The following is a 17,103-nucleotide window of genomic DNA, read 5'->3' as shown; positions in this document are numbered from 1 at the left end:
ACTATATCCATTATTATAACAACGAGCGGATCAGCCTGAAATTAAAAGGCCTGAGTCCGGTAGAATACCGAACCCAGGCCCTGAAAGCCGCTTAATATGAACTGTCCAACTTTATGGGGTCAGTCCACTGCTGCTGTGAGGCTGTCTGTCGCTCAGCGGAGGATAAAATGCGATTCCATTAGGATGTTTAATGGCTGTTTAGCGTTGAAATGGGTGTTTGTCTTGGGTGTCTGGTCAAAACTATCAGGATATTTCTTCTAATCAGCAATTTTTGAAGTTTTATGATGATCATATTTTTAACAGTAGGTGGAATTGATAACCTGTGAGTATTATTAGTTTTTATCTTTATCGTATAATTCTTATTATTTATCGCTGAGCCATCCGGGCATCAATGATTAATAAGAGTGATGTGTTAAGTTTGCAATTTTATTACATAGGGATTAATTAATCTGGATCATATTTTGATGTTTTTAGTTGTAGTATTTTTTAAAATGAAATAATGCAAGATTTACATGTAATAATGATTTATTTGGGCAGGTTTAAGTGGTAAGGGATTCAGGAAAAGTTAGTACGTTACGACACCATTATCAGGATGACCTGGAAGCGTTTACCTGGAGTGCATTGGTAGCAATTGGTATCGCAATACGGGACCGTAAGATTCATTCTAAAATGTCAGAGCATCTTTTTATTATGCAATGGCTGGCCATCGCTAAAAAAAGAAAGCTCTTCTCAAGGAACGTAATCAATGAACTTCAATGGCTAATAGATGAAGGGAAGAAAAAAAGCCTCAATGCACAACTTAAATTTAAAATAGAATATCTATACTCGACTTCGAGTGGCGATGTATCGATGCAAAACGACTATTTTAAGTTTACTCATACGATTGAGGTGTTGAGAAATAATGGCTGGGAAAGCTTTCTGCTTACGCCAGAGAAATGGCGAGATCTGCATGAAAAGATTAAGGTAAGAGAAGGTAATTTTATTTTTATGGATGACACTCGGCTGCAGGCGTGTTTTGGCGTGCAGGGTGAGATTGTCAAACCCTTCTGTATCCGGGTATATGGCGATGTTGAGTTTGCAAAGTTAACGTTCATTAAACATAACCTTCCGGCTGAATTTGTAAAACACGTTTCAAATGAGTTTTATCACTTCCATTTTCTTCTGGTAAGTAATGCTTAACTGACGATGTGAACAATGTGCTGTTAATGCAAAGAATAGATTGATCAACTTGTAAATTTATCGGATAGAAACCACGCGCCAAGGACAGCGAATGTTTACTCGAAAGTTAGTGATTGCCAACGAATGGATAAGGTTGTCTGATATTCCAGACAGTGTGTCCATTTCTTTTCGGGGCGTTCTCGAGATAACTGAAAGTACAGGTGTGCCAGACGCCAGCACGCCGTTGTTACGTTTAGAAAATGAAATGGCACCGATCACCGTCGATTCGTTGTCCTGGGTGCGGGTGCCTGTCGATAGTCAGAAAGACATTACCGTTTATATCCATAAATAATATTAATGTTGAATAGTTTTGGCCTTATTTTTGCCAATGTTAGAGGGCTGCTGTTTATCGCAGTATGTCCACCTGAGTAACTAATTTACTACCTGAGAATGAATGCGGAAACTTTCTAATAATTAACCATTTTACAGGTTAAGGTATTACGTGATGTGTCGATAACAATTAAGTCGTAGAGGATTTTTATTGTTATGGAGATGTTTAAATGTTAAAGAATATGAGAATTAAAACCAGCCTGTTATTATTGCTGTTGTTATTTACCATCATGCAGTTCTTTTCCAATGGATTTGAGTTAGTTGATCTCAAAGGAAATCAAAAAAATACGTTATTACTACATAACATCATTAAGGAGCAGGATACCCTGCATAAGGTCGTTGAGGCTGTTTATAAAGTCAGAAGCGTTCGTGATAATATTCAACAACATAATGCGACCGATGCCCGACAGACAGTGAATCAAATGCAAGAACAGATGGCGTATGCCAGAAAACAGTTCGATATTTTCTGGGGTATTCCTGGATTGACGGCTGACGATCCGCAAATCGGTAAAGTCATCAGAACGGCTTTTGAGCAACAAATGAACGCTGAGCAAAAGTCTATTGATACATTAAATCAGATGCTTTCCAGCAACAGTATTATTAATGCACAAGAAAATGCTAATGCGGAACTGCTCGCGGCTCGCAAAAATTTCGATAACGAAGTGACGAATTATTACAAATCAACAATGCTGATTGGTGAGAAGATCGTTGCACAAACACACGTTCAGTTTAATACCTCGATCCTGAAAGTATCCGTGATCCTGGTCATTACGGTACTTATCTTCTTTATCTGTAATTTCTGGTTGAACCGGACCATCATTCAGCCTTTAAAAATCGTTTCTGAACATTTTGCGCGGATTGGTAAAGGCGATCTCAGCCATCCTGTTAAGGTATCGGGTAACAATGAAATCGGCGTACTGTGCTTAAATTTGCATAATATGCAAAAAGGTCTGCGGGAGACTGTCAGCACTATTCGCGATGGCGTTGAGTCTATTAATATCGGTATGCAGGAAATTGCTTCCGGTAATTCCGATTTATCAACCAGAACGGAACAGCAGGCTGCGGCAGTCGTTGAAACGGCGGCCAGTATGGAGCAGATTTCAGTCACAACAAAAAATAATACTGATAAGTCACATCAGGCATCCCTCATGACCAGCGAAAGCACGGAAATGGCATTGCGTGGCGAGCGTTTAATGAGTGATATGGTTGAGAAAATTCACCTGATCAGCCGTAATGCGCAAGGCGTGAACGAAATATCCAATGTTATTGATAGTATTGCTTTTCAAACCAATATCCTGGCATTAAACGCGGCGGTGGAAGCCGCACGCGCTGGTGAGTCCGGGCGTGGGTTTGCCGTTGTGGCGAGTGAAGTCCGAACGCTTGCTCAGCGCAGCGCCTCCTCGGCGAAAGAAATCAGTGAACTGGTTGCCAAAGCGGCAATTAGCGTTAAGGAAGGGGTAGAGATAGCCGAAAACAGTGGCGCCATGATGGCGGATATTGCGAAGGCAATACGCAACATTAATGTCTTAATGGAAGATATCTCTGGAGCCTCGGGGGAACAGAGTCGCGGCATCGAACAGATCCGGGTTGCGGTAACGCAAATGGAGCAAGTGACTCAGCAAAACGCCTCGCTGGTTGAGGAGATAGCCGCCACGACAGGCAGTGTGGAAGAGCAGTCAGCAATGCTATCCCAGGCTGTGGCGGTGTTCCAGGTGGAGGAAAACCAGCCTTCAGCATAATAAGTAGAGTACAAACTCGGCGGGTATCGTGGTGCGTTTGACGTGCCCGTTTATGACAGTGAGAAAGGTTGAGCTGCACACGGCTCACAGACCGCAGCTCATCAGGTGTCAATGTTGCCTGATGGGCTGCGCGAGAAGAATATCGGGAATGACGTTCTCCAGCGCGATATGAAATCGCATACGTCATGTTGATAATAATTCTCATTATTATTGTTGTGTTGTACAGGTAATGGTAATGTTGCTTCAGTTATCAACCGTTAATCCCATTTCCTGTGCAGAAGACAGCATGAACAACACCACCGCCCTGAATACGTCCAGACGCGTAGCCCGCACCTTCTCCGTCAGCGAGTTTATGGATTTTGGTGAGCGTTACGGGATCGATTACCGTTTTCCCCTGCTGGCGCAAAAGCCGGATTTGTCGTCTTGCAGTCCCGTTCTGCAGGGGGAGGTTGAGGAGATGACGCTCCCCTGCGGGATGTGTGTCACGCACTCTGATGTGCAGGTGCTACAACCCTACGAAACCACCTCCCGTCACAGCAGTCCTCTGTATATGCTGGTGGTTCTGGAAGGCTGCGTCATCCTGACGCTCAACGGGCAGGAGCATGTGGTACGTTCCGGGATGGCGTTTAGCTCACGCCTGAGCGAGCATCAGACGATGCGTGCCCGCCATCATGCTGACTGCAAACTGCGCACGTTATCGCTCGGTCTGTATCCCGACGGCGCGTGGCGCACGGGGTTGCTCGAATCGTTGATGCGTGAGTGGGAAAGATGCGAAACGCCGACGCTTATCTGGCAGGTGCCGGGGTTTTTACTCAGCGGCCTGCAGTATGCGCAGCGGAGCACGATCGGTCATGTTTCTCGCCAACTGATGCTGGAAGGGCTGATATTACAACTGTTCGGCCATGGCCTCAGCGTGTGTCAGGTTGAGAGTGGCAAGCGGCTTGCGGCAAGCGGTGAACAGCAGCGGCTGGAGGTCGTTCGTCGTCTGCTGGAGCAGAGTCCCGAGAATGACTACACCCTCAATGCCCTGGCCCAACGCGCGGCGATGAGCCCCAGCAGCCTGCGCAGCAAGTTCCGTGCGGCCTATGGCTGTTCCGTCTTTGACTACCTGCGTGATTGCCGTCTGGAACGCGCGCGCGGCTATTTACTGGAAGGATACAGCGTACAGCAGGCGGCCTGGATGTCGGGTTATCAACATGCTACCAACTTCTCCACCGCATTTCGGCGTCGTTACGGCTTTTCGCCTGGCGATGTGCTCAAACTTTGCTAATCCATTTTTACGTTTTGCGCACGTGCCTTCCCAACAATTTGGCACTGCGCATAGGCAACCTGGCATCCTGCATAGCTATCTCCGTTAGCAAAAAGGTAATAATTCTCACTTACAATTAGACATGCCTTTGGAGATATTCATGTTCGCGAAGACTCGGTTGGCGCTATTGGTGGGATGGGTGACCGGTAGCGTGGCTTTTCCTCTGCTGGCGCAGGAAACAACAAAAAACGATACGGTGGTTGTCACCTCGCAAATGCAAAGCGGGGCCACGAAGCTCGCCACGCCGGATCTTGAAACGCCTCAGTCGGTATCGATCATTACCCGTGAACAGTTTGAAGAGCAGGGCGCCACCAGCGTGCGCCAGGCCGTAAGCTATACGCCGGGGGTGTACAGCAATCAGATTGGTGCCTCCAACCGCTTTGACTATATTGTGCTGCGTGGTTTCTCGGATGGTAGCCTGGACAACGTCTATCTCGATGGCCTGAAGATGATGGGGGACACCAACTCACACAGCTCGCTGGTGGTTGATCCGTGGTTCCTCGAAGATATCGAAGTGGTACGCGGTCCGGCTTCCGTACTGTATGGCCGTTCTTCTCCGGGCGGTATTGTCGCGCTGACATCACGTAAGCCGTCGTTTGATGCTGGCGGAGAAGTGAAACTGTTTGCTGGCAACAATAACCAGCGCGGCGCGGCGTTTGACGTCACCGGGGCGCTGGATGATAACGATCGCGTGGCGGCACGACTGAGTGGAATGACGCGTTACGCAGACTCGCAGTTTGGTCCATTGAAAGAAGAACGTTATGCGCTGATGCCCAGCCTGACCTGGCGCATCACCGACCAGACGCGTCTGGATCTGATGGCTTATCTGCACCGTGACCCGGAAGGCGGAAGCCACTCCGGTCTGCCGTATGACGGCACCGTGGTTCCACATTACGGGCAAAAGATCTCCAACACCTTTTACGAAGGCGAGGATGATTACGACAAATACGATCGCCGTGAAAACATGGTGGGCTACAACGTTGAGCACCTGTTTGATAACGGCTGGTCGGTGCGGCAAAAACTGCGCTACCTGCATACCGACGTTGAGCTGAATCAGGTGTATGCGGCAGGCTGGCTGAATGAAACCGAGCTTAACCGCGGCTACTCCGGCTCCGATGAAAAAATGTCAGCGATTACGCTGGATAACCAACTCGACGGCAGCTTTGATACCTGGCAGGTCAACCACCGTGTGCTGGTGGGGATCGACTATCAGGATCGCAGCAACAATACCACCGGTTACTACGGTGCATTCCCGCCGATTGACGCCTTTAACCCGGTATATGGCGCGCAGCCTGATTACATCAACATGTATGCGCGTGAGAAGCACAAGCTGCGCCAGACAGGCTACTATTTGCAGGATCAGATGTCATGGGATCGCTGGCGTATTACGCTCGGCGGTCGCTACGATCAGGTGAGCGTTTCTAACATTGATAAGATCAACGATACCCGTAGCGATCTGGACAAAAACAACTTCAGCACCCGTGCTGCGCTGCTCTATTTGTTCGATAACGGCTTTGCGCCGTATGTGAGTTATTCCACCGCCTTTACGCCAACCAGCTTTGCCGATGAGAACGGCAATCTGCTGGATCCGATGAAAGGCAAGCAGTGGGAAGCCGGGCTGAAATATGAGCCGGAAGGACTCAACAGTCAGTTCAGCGCGTCGGTATTCCGTATCAATCAGACGAATATCGCCACCAAAGAAGAGCCGACCGATCCGTACCGCTCGATTGGGGAAATTGAGTCTGAAGGGGTAGAGCTGGAGGCCATTAGCCAACTGACGGAGAGCTTCCGTCTGCAGGCGGCGTATACCTATACCGACATTCGCTATAAGAAAAGCAGCCCGGAAGAGCAGGGTAAGCGTGCAGTGTACGCGCCGCGTAACCAGGCCAGTACCTGGCTGAGCTACGATGTGAAAAGCGGTCCGCTGGATGGCCTGACGCTGGGCTCAGGCGTGCGTTATGTCAACGGTATTGCCAGCGATCGCCTGAATACTCACACTCTGCCGTCCTACACGCTGGTGGATATGGCAATTGGCTACGACTTAACGAATATCGGTATTAAAGGGTTGAGCGCTCAGTTGAACGTCAACAACCTGACCGACAAGCGCTACGTTGCGGCTTGTAATTCGCTCTCATACTGCTACTTCGGCGCCGAGCGCAGCATTGTCGGCAGCGTTTCATGGAAGTTCTGAGTATCGTTTTTTAGCCGGATGGCGGCGCTGGCGCCTTATCAAGCCTACAGTTGCGTGCAAATTGTAGGCCTGATAAGCGCAGCGCCATCAGGCTGGGGGATTGCGGTTATTGCGTAAAACCGTTTTGCATACAAATCTGCGCGCTGGTTCTCAGGGTAAAGGCGACTTTGTCTGGGTACTGGCTGTAATAGTTATGCTCTTCTTCCAACCCTTTCGCCTGCGCCAGACGTACCGTTTCCAGCGAGCAGGTACGGTAGATCAGGTCTTTATTCATATTGGTCTGCTTTTCACGCTGTTTATCTGCGGACAGCGCCAGCCAGCTCTCGGACAGCGAGTAATCGTAGACCACCCGGTTTCCTTTCGCCTGCACATTTTCAATGGTAATGAATTCGTCGATTTTCAGTCTTGGTTGCCCACGCATTTTTTTCTTATCTTCTGCTGCGGCATATTGGGCCAGCGCATTAATATCCATGCCTGCTATTTTCTGTTTATAGATATCGACATAAGCGGCGGGCTGCTGATAACGCTGAGCGTAAGCGTTTCTTAATTCTCCATCGCTCACCGTACAACCCGCCAGAAACAGAGGTAAAAGCAGCGCCAGTTTTATTTTAGTCATGATGTTATCCCGTTCATTATTGTGGTCCCAGTCGCCCATAACATAATAAAAAAATGATTACGGGTGATATTTAAGGTTGTATAAACGGGGACACGATGACACAAGTTCAATAGTCTTAAAATGGCGTTACAGGCAGGAAACCCTGCCAGAATTGGCAGGGGTTTTGAACATACTGGTAAAGCATTAATGGCCGATCATTTTTGCTTTCGGGATCAACTGGAAATACAGGTGGTCCGGTACCGGCGTATCCCAGACATTGGCATATACCGCGTAACCAATAGTGGCAAACAGAATCCCCAGCACCAGTATTGTCATGGCAACACCCGACAGTGCCGTTTGTCGCCATAACGCTTTACCGCTGCCTTTTGCACCCGGCGGTGTCTGCAGGGAAAAGCTCAATGTTGAAGCCACCGGGCAGGATTCAACACAGGTCATGCAGCCAGTGCATTCCACAGTACGCACCTGAATCAGTCTGTCGACCGGGATTTTCGATGGGCAATTTTTCGCGCATTTCCCGCAATCAATGCAACTGTCGGCGTTGCGGCGGATTTTAAACGGCGAGAACAGCGAGAACAGACCAAGCAGTGCGCCGTAAGGGCACAGATAACGACACCAGGCGTTGCGAATAAACAGGCTCAGGAGGCTGATAACCACCACGGAGATGAGCGTGGCGGAGCCAATATGGCGAAAGAAATCGAGCATCTTCACATCGATGATGATTCCATAGGCTGACGTCAGAAAGTACTGAATCCCCTGGGCGGGCATCGACAGGGCGATATACAAGAAAAACCCCAGCAGCAGATACTTCAGGCTGAGCAGCGGGATATCCAGCCAGCGCGGCAGCGTAAAGTTACGACCGAATAATTTTCTCCCCAGATTACCGAGCAGTTCGGAAAGCGTCCCCACCGGGCATAACCATGAACAGAAAGCTTTTTTTAACAACAGGCTAATCAGGATAAACGCAACTAACAGCAGCATTGAGGCGGCATGGATAGGCGGAAGAAAACCGGTCTCTAGCGTATAGCGGAAATTCATCAAACCCGCTATCGGCAGCCATCCCTCAATACCGCCGGGCCTTGGAATATAAACGCTGGTGCCGGCGGTTTCGAAATAGCGGACCCAATACCAGAACGCCACGCCAATATAAATATTGATAGCCAGCAGGAGAAACTGGGTGGCTTTTCGCCAGCTGCTGGCGTTGCGCCAGTCATTCCACGGCAGTTTGCCCCCGGTCGTGCCTGGGCGGCGCTGCCAGCGCGTTCTCATCTTCCCGTTCATGGTTTTATAGTATCCCTCATATTTCCCCTTCTGCATTCAGAAGGCGTCATCACCGGGATATGCTAGCGCTATTCAGATTTGGTGTATTTGATTTGCATCTTATTACGCGGCTGTTATTTTCTTCATGCCAATATGCCTGAAAAATAATAACAGCCCGATATTTATCACAGGTCAGATAAATACCCTGAACGGGGTATTTATTTCTCTGCTGGGCAACGATTATTCCTGATAAACCTCAACGCGGTCGCGGCCATTACTTTTCGCCAGATAAAGTGCGCGATCGGCTTTATCAACCAACTGTTTATAGTCGGGATGATAGTCATATTCGGCAATACCAATACTGACGGTAATAGAAAACGTTTCTGTCGCTGAGGCTGCCATGCGCATCTCGGCAATTTTCATACGCAGCGTTTCCAGAATAATACTGGCCTGTGTTTCATCTGACTCGACGAGCAGAATCATAAATTCTTCGCCACCGTAGCGGAACACGTAATCGCTGCTGCGGATATGATCGTAAATGACCGCCGCGACGTTTTTGAGCGTCAGATCGCCAGTATTATGCCCGAAGTTATCGTTAATTTGCTTGAAGTAGTCGATATCCAGCATCGCCAGGGTAAAAGGCTTACGCGTATGTAACGCCAGCGAGATCTCGCGCCGCATGATGGTCGGAATAAAGCGGCGATTAAGCAACTGGGTCAGCGAATCTTTACCATTTTCCTGCTTAACCAGCGCGTCGAACATTGAGGCGAGCAGGAAATGGATTTTTGCCGATAGCTGGCGTACATCCTGCAATAAGCTCATCCGCTCGGGTTCTGTCGGCTGATGCTGATGCGACAGGGTTGTTGTCAGACGACTGTCGATCTCTGCAATCAGTGATTCCATCTTATTCAGCAGATTGCTGTTGCCGAGGATATGTTTTCCCTTATGTGATAACCACATACCGAAGTCAGAATTTGCCAGAAACACTATCTCACCGAAAGGCATTCCGGTGGCGATGTTATAGATAAACTGGTTTTCCCAGTCGGTAAACGAACGGATTTGCCGCTCGCGCTCGACGTTAACGTCATCGTAAATAGTCTGTAGACGGTACTGCTCCTGCGTGTGCATAGAGTTTTGAAAACTGGGGGAATAGGAGACCGTCATGGCCTCCAGCGCAGTATCCATTGCCAGACTGCTGAAACAGATAGCATCGCTCAGCAGGGCGGGAGTGGAATCTGCCTTTGTTTTTAACACTCTGTACAGCTCATCTTTCAGCTTGCGCGCGCCGCGGTTAACCAGATCGATGGGCAGGCCGATACGGGCATGCACCACACCAATTTTGCGCTGTTTGGCCAGCAGTTGTGAGAGATCTTCGTGGGCGCTGCCAAGTACGCTGCGCAGCCAGTCAAACATGCTGCCGCTGAGGCGGGTACTGACCTGTTCTGTATTGAGGAACAATGCGCTCTCCGCATGGGAGAGCATATAGTCATAAAAAACGGTTACTAAATGGCGGATCTCTTCATCGCTTAACGATGTCAGGAGCGTGTGAACTTCAGGCGATGTTTGACGTAACAGCGCCTGCCATTCTGTAAGGAGTAATGTGTCGTTTACCGGTTCAACCTGTTCCATCTTACTGCCACTCAACGTGCGATTAAAAATTCAGGCGGTATTACGGACAATTACCTCACGATGGTCAAGTTAAACTCTCTTATCGATGGCTAATACCTTCATAAATAAGCCTGAGCGCGAAGACACCAATAATGGCGCCAATCACCCGGCTGGCAACCCGTTGGATTCGGCCATACGCACGGCGCACGGCGGGCAACGAAAACGCCTGGCTGAGAAAAATACGCCAGATAACGGAAGACAACACAATGCCTGCCCAGGCCATCAACCTGGCCCACGTTGGCGTGTCTGCGCTTAAGGTGACCGAGAAGATACTAATAAAAAACAGCACGGTTTGCGGATTAGATAAATCCGTTAATAACCCACGGCGGAAAAACACATACCAGGGGGCGGAAAGCGGCTGCTGTAGCGTTGGCATTTGCGGTGTCGCCTGATGCCGGATGCTGTTCCAGGCGAACCACAGCAGATAGGCGCCGCCGACAATCTTAATCAACGAAAAAATCTCCTCACACTGAGTGATAAGCGTCGCCATGCCAAAGAGCCCGAGGCCGGAGTAGAACGCATCGCCTAAGGCGACGCCCAGACCGGTTATCACGCCCGCGCGTCGCCCTGACGCCAGGCTGGTTTGCACCACCACAAACAGGTTCGCGCCGGGGTTAAAAAAAGTTAAAACAAACAGGCTGACGGTGAGTACGACGGCGTGCAGAGGTTCCATAGACAACAATTCCTCAGATTCTCATAAAGTTAACACTATAATTTCAGTGCGCTGTCTGTTCTGAGGATCAACTCACACTGGCTATTGAAACTTTGAACAGGTTGACGCGCTGCTACCCGGTGACCGGTTTTTTCTGCGCCGCAAAATCTCTATATATTCCTGCTGAATGTGGATTTTTTATCCAGGCTGGACTAGTTATTAATCATCCTTGAATCGCGTTATGTAATGTTCAGGGATCGATGATGGCGTAATAACAAAACCTGGAGCTGGTCTATGAAAACTGGAATTAAAGTACTTATTGGTGCATTAGCTTTTGTCGTGACCAACGCATATGCCGCGGAATTTATGACAAAACTTGAATTTGAAAAGGTTGAGTCGCAGTACACAAAAATCGGTGATATCTCAACGAGTAATGAAGTTTCTGTCTCAGACGCTAAAGAAGAGCTGCTGAAGAAAGCAGAAGAGAAAGGGGCCGATGTGGTGGTATTAACCTCCGGTCAAACGGATAATAAAATCCATGGCACAGCCAATATCTACAAGAAAAAATAATACGCTACTGTAAAAATCACGATACCCGCCGGTCATTGTATCGGCGGGTTTTCTTTTAATCTGCGCCAGAAGGTGGTTCGGCTTACCCCGAGATATCGTGCAGCCGCGGTTTTATCGCCATTGAATTGCGCCAGCACCTGCTGTGGCGTGAGCGATGAGGATACCTGCGGCGCGTCAGCAGCAACGGCCAGTTCCGGTAACAGCTGCTGCAGGAATTGTACGTTCAGCTCCGGCTGCGGCTCGACGCTTAAAAACAGCGCCAGGCGCTCCATCATATTACGCAGTTCACGGATATTCCCAGGCCAGCCATAATTCAGTAACGTCGGTTGACTCAGACCCAGCCCCTTGCGCACAGGTTCAGAAAACGGCACCTCCAGTTCCGCCAGCGACTGTTTTAAAAAGCCTTCCGCCAGCGGCAGGATATCGGGCAATCGCTCGCGTAGCGGCGGTAGCGTGAGGCGCAAAATACTCAGGCGATAAAACAGATCGGTGCGAAATTCTCCCTGTTTTATCTCCTGCTCCAGATGACAGTGGGTGGCGCTAATCACCCGTACATCGACCGGAATCGGCTGATGTCCACCTACCCGGGTGACCTCTTTTTCTTCCAGTACGCGCAACAGTCGGGTTTGTAACGGCAGCGGCATTTCGCCTATCTCATCAAGAAACAGCGTTCCGCCGTGGGCGATTTCAAACAGGCCCGCGCGTCCTCCCCGACGGGAGCCGGTAAAGGCGCCATCCTCATAGCCGAACAGTTCCGCTTCCAGTAATGATTCGGTGATTGCCCCGCAGTTGACGGCAACAAACGGCGGCGAAGGTTTACCGCGCCGGTTCTCCTGACGGGTGAAAAACTCACGATGAATTGCCTGCGCCGCCAGCTCTTTGCCCGTGCCTGTTTCGCCCTGAATCAGCACCGGTGCACGCGAACGGGCATAAAGCATAATGGTGTGCCGCACCTGTTCCATCTGTGCCGAGTGACCGCGCATATCCCCCAGCGCATAGCGGGTGCGCAGCGTATCGCCGGAAACGTACGGACCGTTTCTGCGCAGCGTCAGACGAGTCATATCGAGCGCATCGACAAAGGCCTGGCGCACGGTGGCCGCCGAATAGATAAAGATGCCGGTCATGCCTGCTTCTTCAGCCAGGTCGGTAATCAACCCCGCGCCGACGACCGCCTGCGTGCCGCTGGCTTTCAGTTCGTTGATTTGCCCACGGGCATCTTCTTCCGTGATATAGCTGCGTTGTTCAAGCTGCAAATTGAAGGTTTTTTGAAAAGCGAGCAGCGCGGGGAGGGTTTCCTGATAGGTAATGACGCCAATCGACGAGGTGAGCTTTCCCGCTTTGGCCAGCGCCTGTAGCACGTCAAACCCGCTGGGTTTAATCAGGATCACCGGAATCGATAAACGGCTTTTCAGATACGCCCCGTTGGAACCCGCGGCAATGATGGCATCACAACGCTCGGTGGCTAACTTCTTGCGGATATACGTCACCGCTTTTTCAAAACCAAGCTGAATAGGGGTGATGGTTGCCAGGTGGTCGAACTCCAGGCTGATGTCGCGAAACAGTTCGAACAGGCGCGTGACCGAAACGGTCCAGATAACCGGTTTGTCGTCGTTCACCCGCGGCGGAAGATGCGTATCAGCCATAACCATCCTAAAAAGTAAGGCACCGAGTATTAGGGTTTAGTTGTGTTTCATGAATGTTGCAATGAAACGTGAAGGAACGTTTCATGAAACGATAGCTGACACGCTTTTGTGCAACAAAGATACAAGGATTTAATTTAATATATTGTTTTTAAAGGTAAATATATAAAATAATTAAAAATTAAGGTCTTTGGCATACCCCTTGCTTTAAATAAATCAACGAACGATAACAAGTTGATAACAAAGGACGGGATATGTCTCTACACTCCCCAGGGCAGGCGTTTCGCGCCGCGCTCAGCAAAGAAAACCCATTACAAATCGTTGGCACCATCAACGCCAACCACGCTCTGCTGGCTCAACGCGCCGGATATCAGGCGATTTATCTCTCCGGCGGCGGCGTCGCGGCTGGGTCTCTGGGTCTGCCGGATCTCGGTATTTCTACCCTTGATGATGTGCTAACCGATATTCGCCGCATTACTGATGTTTGCCCGCTGCCATTGCTGGTGGATGCGGATATCGGTTTTGGATCGTCAGCTTTCAACGTGGCGCGGACCGTGAAGTCAATTTCCAAAGCCGGTGCCGCCGCGCTGCATATTGAAGATCAGATCGGCGCCAAACGCTGCGGTCATCGCCCGAACAAGGCGATCGTCTCGAAAGAAGAGATGGTCGACAGGATCCGCGCCGCCGTGGATGCGCGTACCGATCCCAACTTTGTGATCATGGCACGGACCGATGCCTTGGCGGTGGAAGGGTTAGAGGCCGCCATCGAACGTGCCCAGGCGTACGTCGAAGCAGGCGCGGATATGTTGTTCCCGGAAGCCATTACCGAGCTTGCCATGTACCGTCAGTTTGCCGATGCGGTACAGGTGCCGATCCTCGCCAACATTACCGAATTTGGCGCTACGCCACTGTTCACCACTGATGAACTGCGCAGCGCGAACGTCGCGATGGCGCTATATCCGCTGTCGGCCTTCCGCGCCATGAACCGCGCTGCGGAAAAGGTTTACAACGTGCTGCGCCAGGAAGGAACGCAAAAGAGCGTTATCGACATTATGCAGACGCGCAACGAGCTGTACGAAAGCATCAATTACTACCAGTTCGAAGAGAAACTCGACGCGTTGTACACCAAGAAGTAACCGTCGTAGGCCGGATAAGGCGTAGCCGCCATCCGGCAATAAATTTGTACCCTACATATTATAAAAATGACGAGGACAACATGAGCGACACAACGATCCTGCAAAATAGTACCCATGTCATTAAACCTAAAAAATCGGTTGCGCTGTCAGGCGTCGCCGCCGGAAATACCGCGCTGTGTACCGTAGGCAAAAGCGGTAACGACCTGCACTATCGCGGCTACGATATTCTCGACCTGGCGCAGCAGTGCGAATTTGAAGAAGTCGCGCACCTGCTGATCCACGGGAAATTGCCCACCCGTGATGAGCTCACCGCCTATAAAATCAAATTAAAAGCGCTGCGCGGACTGCCCGCAAACGTGCGTACCGTCCTGGAAGCGCTGCCTGCTGCCTCGCACCCGATGGACGTGATGCGCACCGGCGTCTCCGCGCTGGGCTGTACGTTGCCGGAAAAAGAAGGGCATACCGTCTCCGGCGCACGCGATATTGCCGACAAGCTGCTGGCATCGCTCAGTTCTATTCTCCTATACTGGTATCACTACAGCCATAACGGCGAGCGTATTCAGCCGGAAACTGACGATGATTCCATTGGCGGCCACTTCCTGCATCTGCTGCATGGCGAAAAGCCGTCGCGAAGCTGGGAAAAAGCGATGCATATTTCGCTGGTGCTGTACGCCGAACACGAATTCAACGCCTCCACCTTCACCAGCCGCGTGATTGCAGGGACCGGATCCGATATGTATTCCGCGATTATCGGCGCGATTGGCGCATTGCGTGGTCCGAAACACGGCGGGGCGAATGAAGTATCGCTGGAGATCCAACAGCGCTACGAAACGCCAGACGAAGCGGAAGCGGATATCCGTAAACGCGTTGAAAACAAAGAAGTGGTGATTGGCTTTGGTCATCCGGTTTACACCATCGCCGACCCGCGTCATCAGGTGATAAAGCGCGTGGCGAAACAGCTTTCTCAGGAAGGCGGTTCGCTGAAAATGTACAACATCGCCGACCGTCTGGAAGACGTGATGTGGGAAACGAAAAAGATGTTCCCCAACCTCGACTGGTTCTCGGCTGTCTCCTACAACATGATGGGCGTCCCGACTGAAATGTTCACACCGCTGTTTGTCATCGCCCGCGTCACCGGCTGGGCGGCGCACATCATTGAACAGCGCCAGGACAACAAAATTATCCGTCCTTCCGCCAATTACACCGGCCCGGAAGATCGTGTCTTTGTCGCGATAGATCAGCGTTGCTAATGCAAAACCTCTAAATATAAAAACAGGAACCCTTGTTATGTCTGCACATATTTCGAACGTCCGCCCGGAATTTGACCGTGAAATCGTTGATATCGTTGATTACGTCATGAATTACGAGATCACTTCGACGGTAGCGTATGACACCGCGCATTATTGCCTGCTTGATACCTTAGGCTGCGGCCTGGAAGCGCTGGAATATCCGGCCTGTAAAAAACTGCTGGGGCCGGTAGTCCCAGGGACTGTGGTGCCGAACGGCGTGCGCGTTCCGGGCACCCAGTTCCAGCTCGATCCGGTGCAGGCGGCGTTTAACATCGGCGCGATGATCCGCTGGCTGGACTTTAACGATACCTGGCTGGCCGCGGAATGGGGGCATCCTTCCGATAACCTCGGCGGCATTCTGGCCACGGCTGACTGGCTGTCACGCAATGCGGTAGCAGTGGGGAAAGCGCCGTTAACCATGAAAAAAGTGCTCACCGGAATGATTAAAGCCCATGAAATTCAGGGCTGCATTGCGCTGGAAAACTCTTTTAACCGCGTCGGTCTCGATCACGTCCTGCTGGTCAAAGTGGCCTCCACAGCGGTGGTCGCCGAGATGCTTGGCCTGAACCGGGATGAAATCCTCAACGCCGTGTCGCTGGCGTGGGTTGACGGGCAGTCGCTGCGTACCTATCGCCATGCGCCAAATACCGGCACGCGTAAATCCTGGGCAGCTGGCGATGCAACTTCGCGCGCGGTACGTCTGGCACTGATGGCGAAAACCGGTGAGATGGGGTATCCGTCTGCGCTGACGGCGAAAACCTGGGGCTTTTATGACGTCTCTTTCAAAGGCGAATCGTTCCGCTTCCAGCGCCCGTACGGCTCTTATGTGATGGAAAACGTGCTGTTTAAAATCTCCTTCCCGGCCGAGTTCCACTCGCAGACTGCGGTAGAGGCGGCGATGACGTTGTACGAGCAGCTACAGGCTGCAGGGAAAACGGCGGCGGATATCGAAAAAGTGACCATTCGTACGCACGAAGCCTGTATCCGCATCATCGATAAAAAAGGCCCGCTGAATAACCCGGCGGATCGCGATCACTGCATCCAGTATATGGTCGCCATTCCGCTGCTGTTCGGGCGCTTAACCGCGGCAGATTATGAAGACGGCGTGGCGCAGGACAAACGCATTGATGCCCTGCGCGAGAAGATCAACTGCTTTGAAGATCCGGCCTTTACAGCCGATTACCACGATCCTGAAAAACGCGCCATCGCGAATGCCATCACCCTGGAATTCACCGACGGCTCACGTTTTGAAGAAGTGGTGGTGGAGTACCCAATCGGCCACGCGCGCCGTCGTAACGATGGGATGCCGAAGCTGGTCGAGAAGTTCAAAATCAACCTGGCGCGTCAGTTCCCGACCCGTCAGCAGCAGCGCATTCTGGATGTCTCCCTGGACAGAACTCGCCTGGAGCAGATGCCGGTCAATGAGTATATGGATTTGTTTGTTATCTGAAACCCGACTCATCAGGCGTAAGTTCAACAGGAGAGCAT

At 50.7% G+C, this 17,103-nt stretch carries 15 protein-coding genes and 1 pseudogene; 11 read left to right on the top strand and 5 right to left on the bottom strand.

What is annotated here, in order from left to right; all coding sequences use genetic code 11:
- The 7 genes and pseudogenes from BZK42_RS22660 to foxA form a co-directional block, all read left to right on the top strand.
- A partial coding sequence (locus BZK42_RS22660) for an IS3 family transposase (protein WP_046275486.1) occupies positions 1 to 95 on the top strand: 95 nt, incomplete at its 5' end.
- A gap of 448 nt (positions 96 to 543) precedes the next feature.
- Positions 544 to 1,179 carry a DUF2913 family protein gene (locus BZK42_RS22655; RefSeq protein WP_016151935.1) on the top strand — a complete coding sequence of 212 codons (636 nt, stop codon included), beginning with the start codon at positions 544 to 546 and terminating at the stop codon, positions 1,177 to 1,179.
- Between the two features lie 91 nt (positions 1,180 to 1,270).
- Entirely contained in the window at positions 1,271 to 1,510 is a 240-nt protein-coding gene (locus tag BZK42_RS22650; protein WP_016151936.1) for a hypothetical protein, read from the top strand.
- Between the two features lie 208 nt (positions 1,511 to 1,718).
- Positions 1,719 to 2,495: pseudogene (locus tag BZK42_RS29850) on the top strand (HAMP domain-containing protein); the annotation flags it as partial.
- A complete protein-coding gene (locus tag BZK42_RS29845) occupies positions 2,487 to 3,287 on the top strand; it encodes a methyl-accepting chemotaxis protein (protein WP_437124554.1) in 801 nt (266 codons plus the stop codon). The pseudogene BZK42_RS29850 and the gene BZK42_RS29845, both read left to right, overlap by 9 nt.
- 286 nt (positions 3,288 to 3,573) lie before the next feature.
- On the top strand, positions 3,574 to 4,557 hold the full coding sequence (locus BZK42_RS22640) for a helix-turn-helix transcriptional regulator (protein ID WP_032931274.1): 984 nt from the start codon (positions 3,574 to 3,576) through the stop codon (positions 4,555 to 4,557).
- A 121-nt stretch (positions 4,558 to 4,678) separates the two neighbouring features.
- The gene (foxA, locus tag BZK42_RS22635) at positions 4,679 to 6,787 is read left to right on the top strand and encodes a ferrioxamine B receptor FoxA (protein ID WP_088583119.1); all 2,109 of its coding nucleotides are present in this window, start codon (positions 4,679 to 4,681) and stop codon (positions 6,785 to 6,787) included.
- 106 nt (positions 6,788 to 6,893) lie between these two features.
- Here the strand turns inward: foxA and BZK42_RS22630 are convergent, their stop codons facing one another.
- The 4 genes from BZK42_RS22630 to BZK42_RS22615 form a co-directional block, all read right to left on the bottom strand.
- Positions 6,894 to 7,403, bottom strand: coding sequence for a hypothetical protein (locus tag BZK42_RS22630; protein ID WP_223307927.1), 510 nt, complete (start codon positions 7,401 to 7,403; stop codon positions 6,894 to 6,896).
- A 183-nt stretch (positions 7,404 to 7,586) separates the two neighbouring features.
- A complete protein-coding gene (locus tag BZK42_RS22625) occupies positions 7,587 to 8,681 on the bottom strand; it encodes a 4Fe-4S binding protein (protein ID WP_032931024.1) in 1,095 nt (364 codons plus the stop codon).
- Positions 8,682 to 8,900: 219 nt separating this feature from the next.
- Complete coding sequence (locus tag BZK42_RS22620) at positions 8,901 to 10,289, bottom strand: diguanylate cyclase (protein WP_080860329.1); 1,389 nt, start codon at positions 10,287 to 10,289, stop codon at positions 8,901 to 8,903.
- Positions 10,290 to 10,368: 79 nt separating this feature from the next.
- Positions 10,369 to 11,001, bottom strand: coding sequence for a LysE family transporter (locus BZK42_RS22615; RefSeq protein WP_016151943.1), 633 nt, complete (start codon positions 10,999 to 11,001; stop codon positions 10,369 to 10,371).
- Between the two features lie 273 nt (positions 11,002 to 11,274).
- Here BZK42_RS22615 and yahO point away from each other — a divergent pair, with 273 nt between their 5' ends.
- Positions 11,275 to 11,550, top strand: coding sequence for a DUF1471 family periplasmic protein YahO (gene yahO / locus BZK42_RS22610; RefSeq protein ID WP_016151944.1), 276 nt, complete (start codon positions 11,275 to 11,277; stop codon positions 11,548 to 11,550).
- 32 nt (positions 11,551 to 11,582) lie between these two features.
- Here the strand turns inward: yahO and prpR are convergent, their stop codons facing one another.
- Entirely contained in the window at positions 11,583 to 13,193 is a 1,611-nt protein-coding gene (gene prpR, locus BZK42_RS22605; RefSeq protein WP_046275626.1) for a propionate catabolism operon regulatory protein PrpR, read from the bottom strand.
- 251 nt (positions 13,194 to 13,444) lie between these two features.
- Between prpR and prpB the strand changes: the two genes are divergently transcribed.
- The 3 genes from prpB to BZK42_RS22590 all read left to right on the top strand — a co-directional run bounded on the left by prpB (position 13,445) and on the right by BZK42_RS22590 (position 17,065).
- Positions 13,445 to 14,326: a methylisocitrate lyase gene (prpB, locus tag BZK42_RS22600; protein WP_016155797.1), complete on the top strand. Its 882-nt coding sequence runs from the start codon at positions 13,445 to 13,447 to the stop codon at positions 14,324 to 14,326.
- Positions 14,327 to 14,406: 80 nt separating this feature from the next.
- Entirely contained in the window at positions 14,407 to 15,576 is a 1,170-nt protein-coding gene (gene prpC / locus BZK42_RS22595; RefSeq protein WP_047497899.1) for a bifunctional 2-methylcitrate synthase/citrate synthase, read from the top strand.
- Between the two features lie 37 nt (positions 15,577 to 15,613).
- A complete protein-coding gene (locus tag BZK42_RS22590) occupies positions 15,614 to 17,065 on the top strand; it encodes a bifunctional 2-methylcitrate dehydratase/aconitate hydratase (protein ID WP_016155798.1) in 1,452 nt (483 codons plus the stop codon).
- The last annotated feature ends 38 nt before the right edge of the window (positions 17,066 to 17,103 follow it).

The organism is Citrobacter braakii (assembly GCF_002075345.1).
GTDB classification, from domain to species: Bacteria; Pseudomonadota; Gammaproteobacteria; order Enterobacterales; family Enterobacteriaceae; genus Citrobacter; species Citrobacter braakii.
The sequence above is the reverse complement of the archived record's forward strand: the minus strand, read 5'-3'. Positions and strand labels throughout refer to the sequence as shown.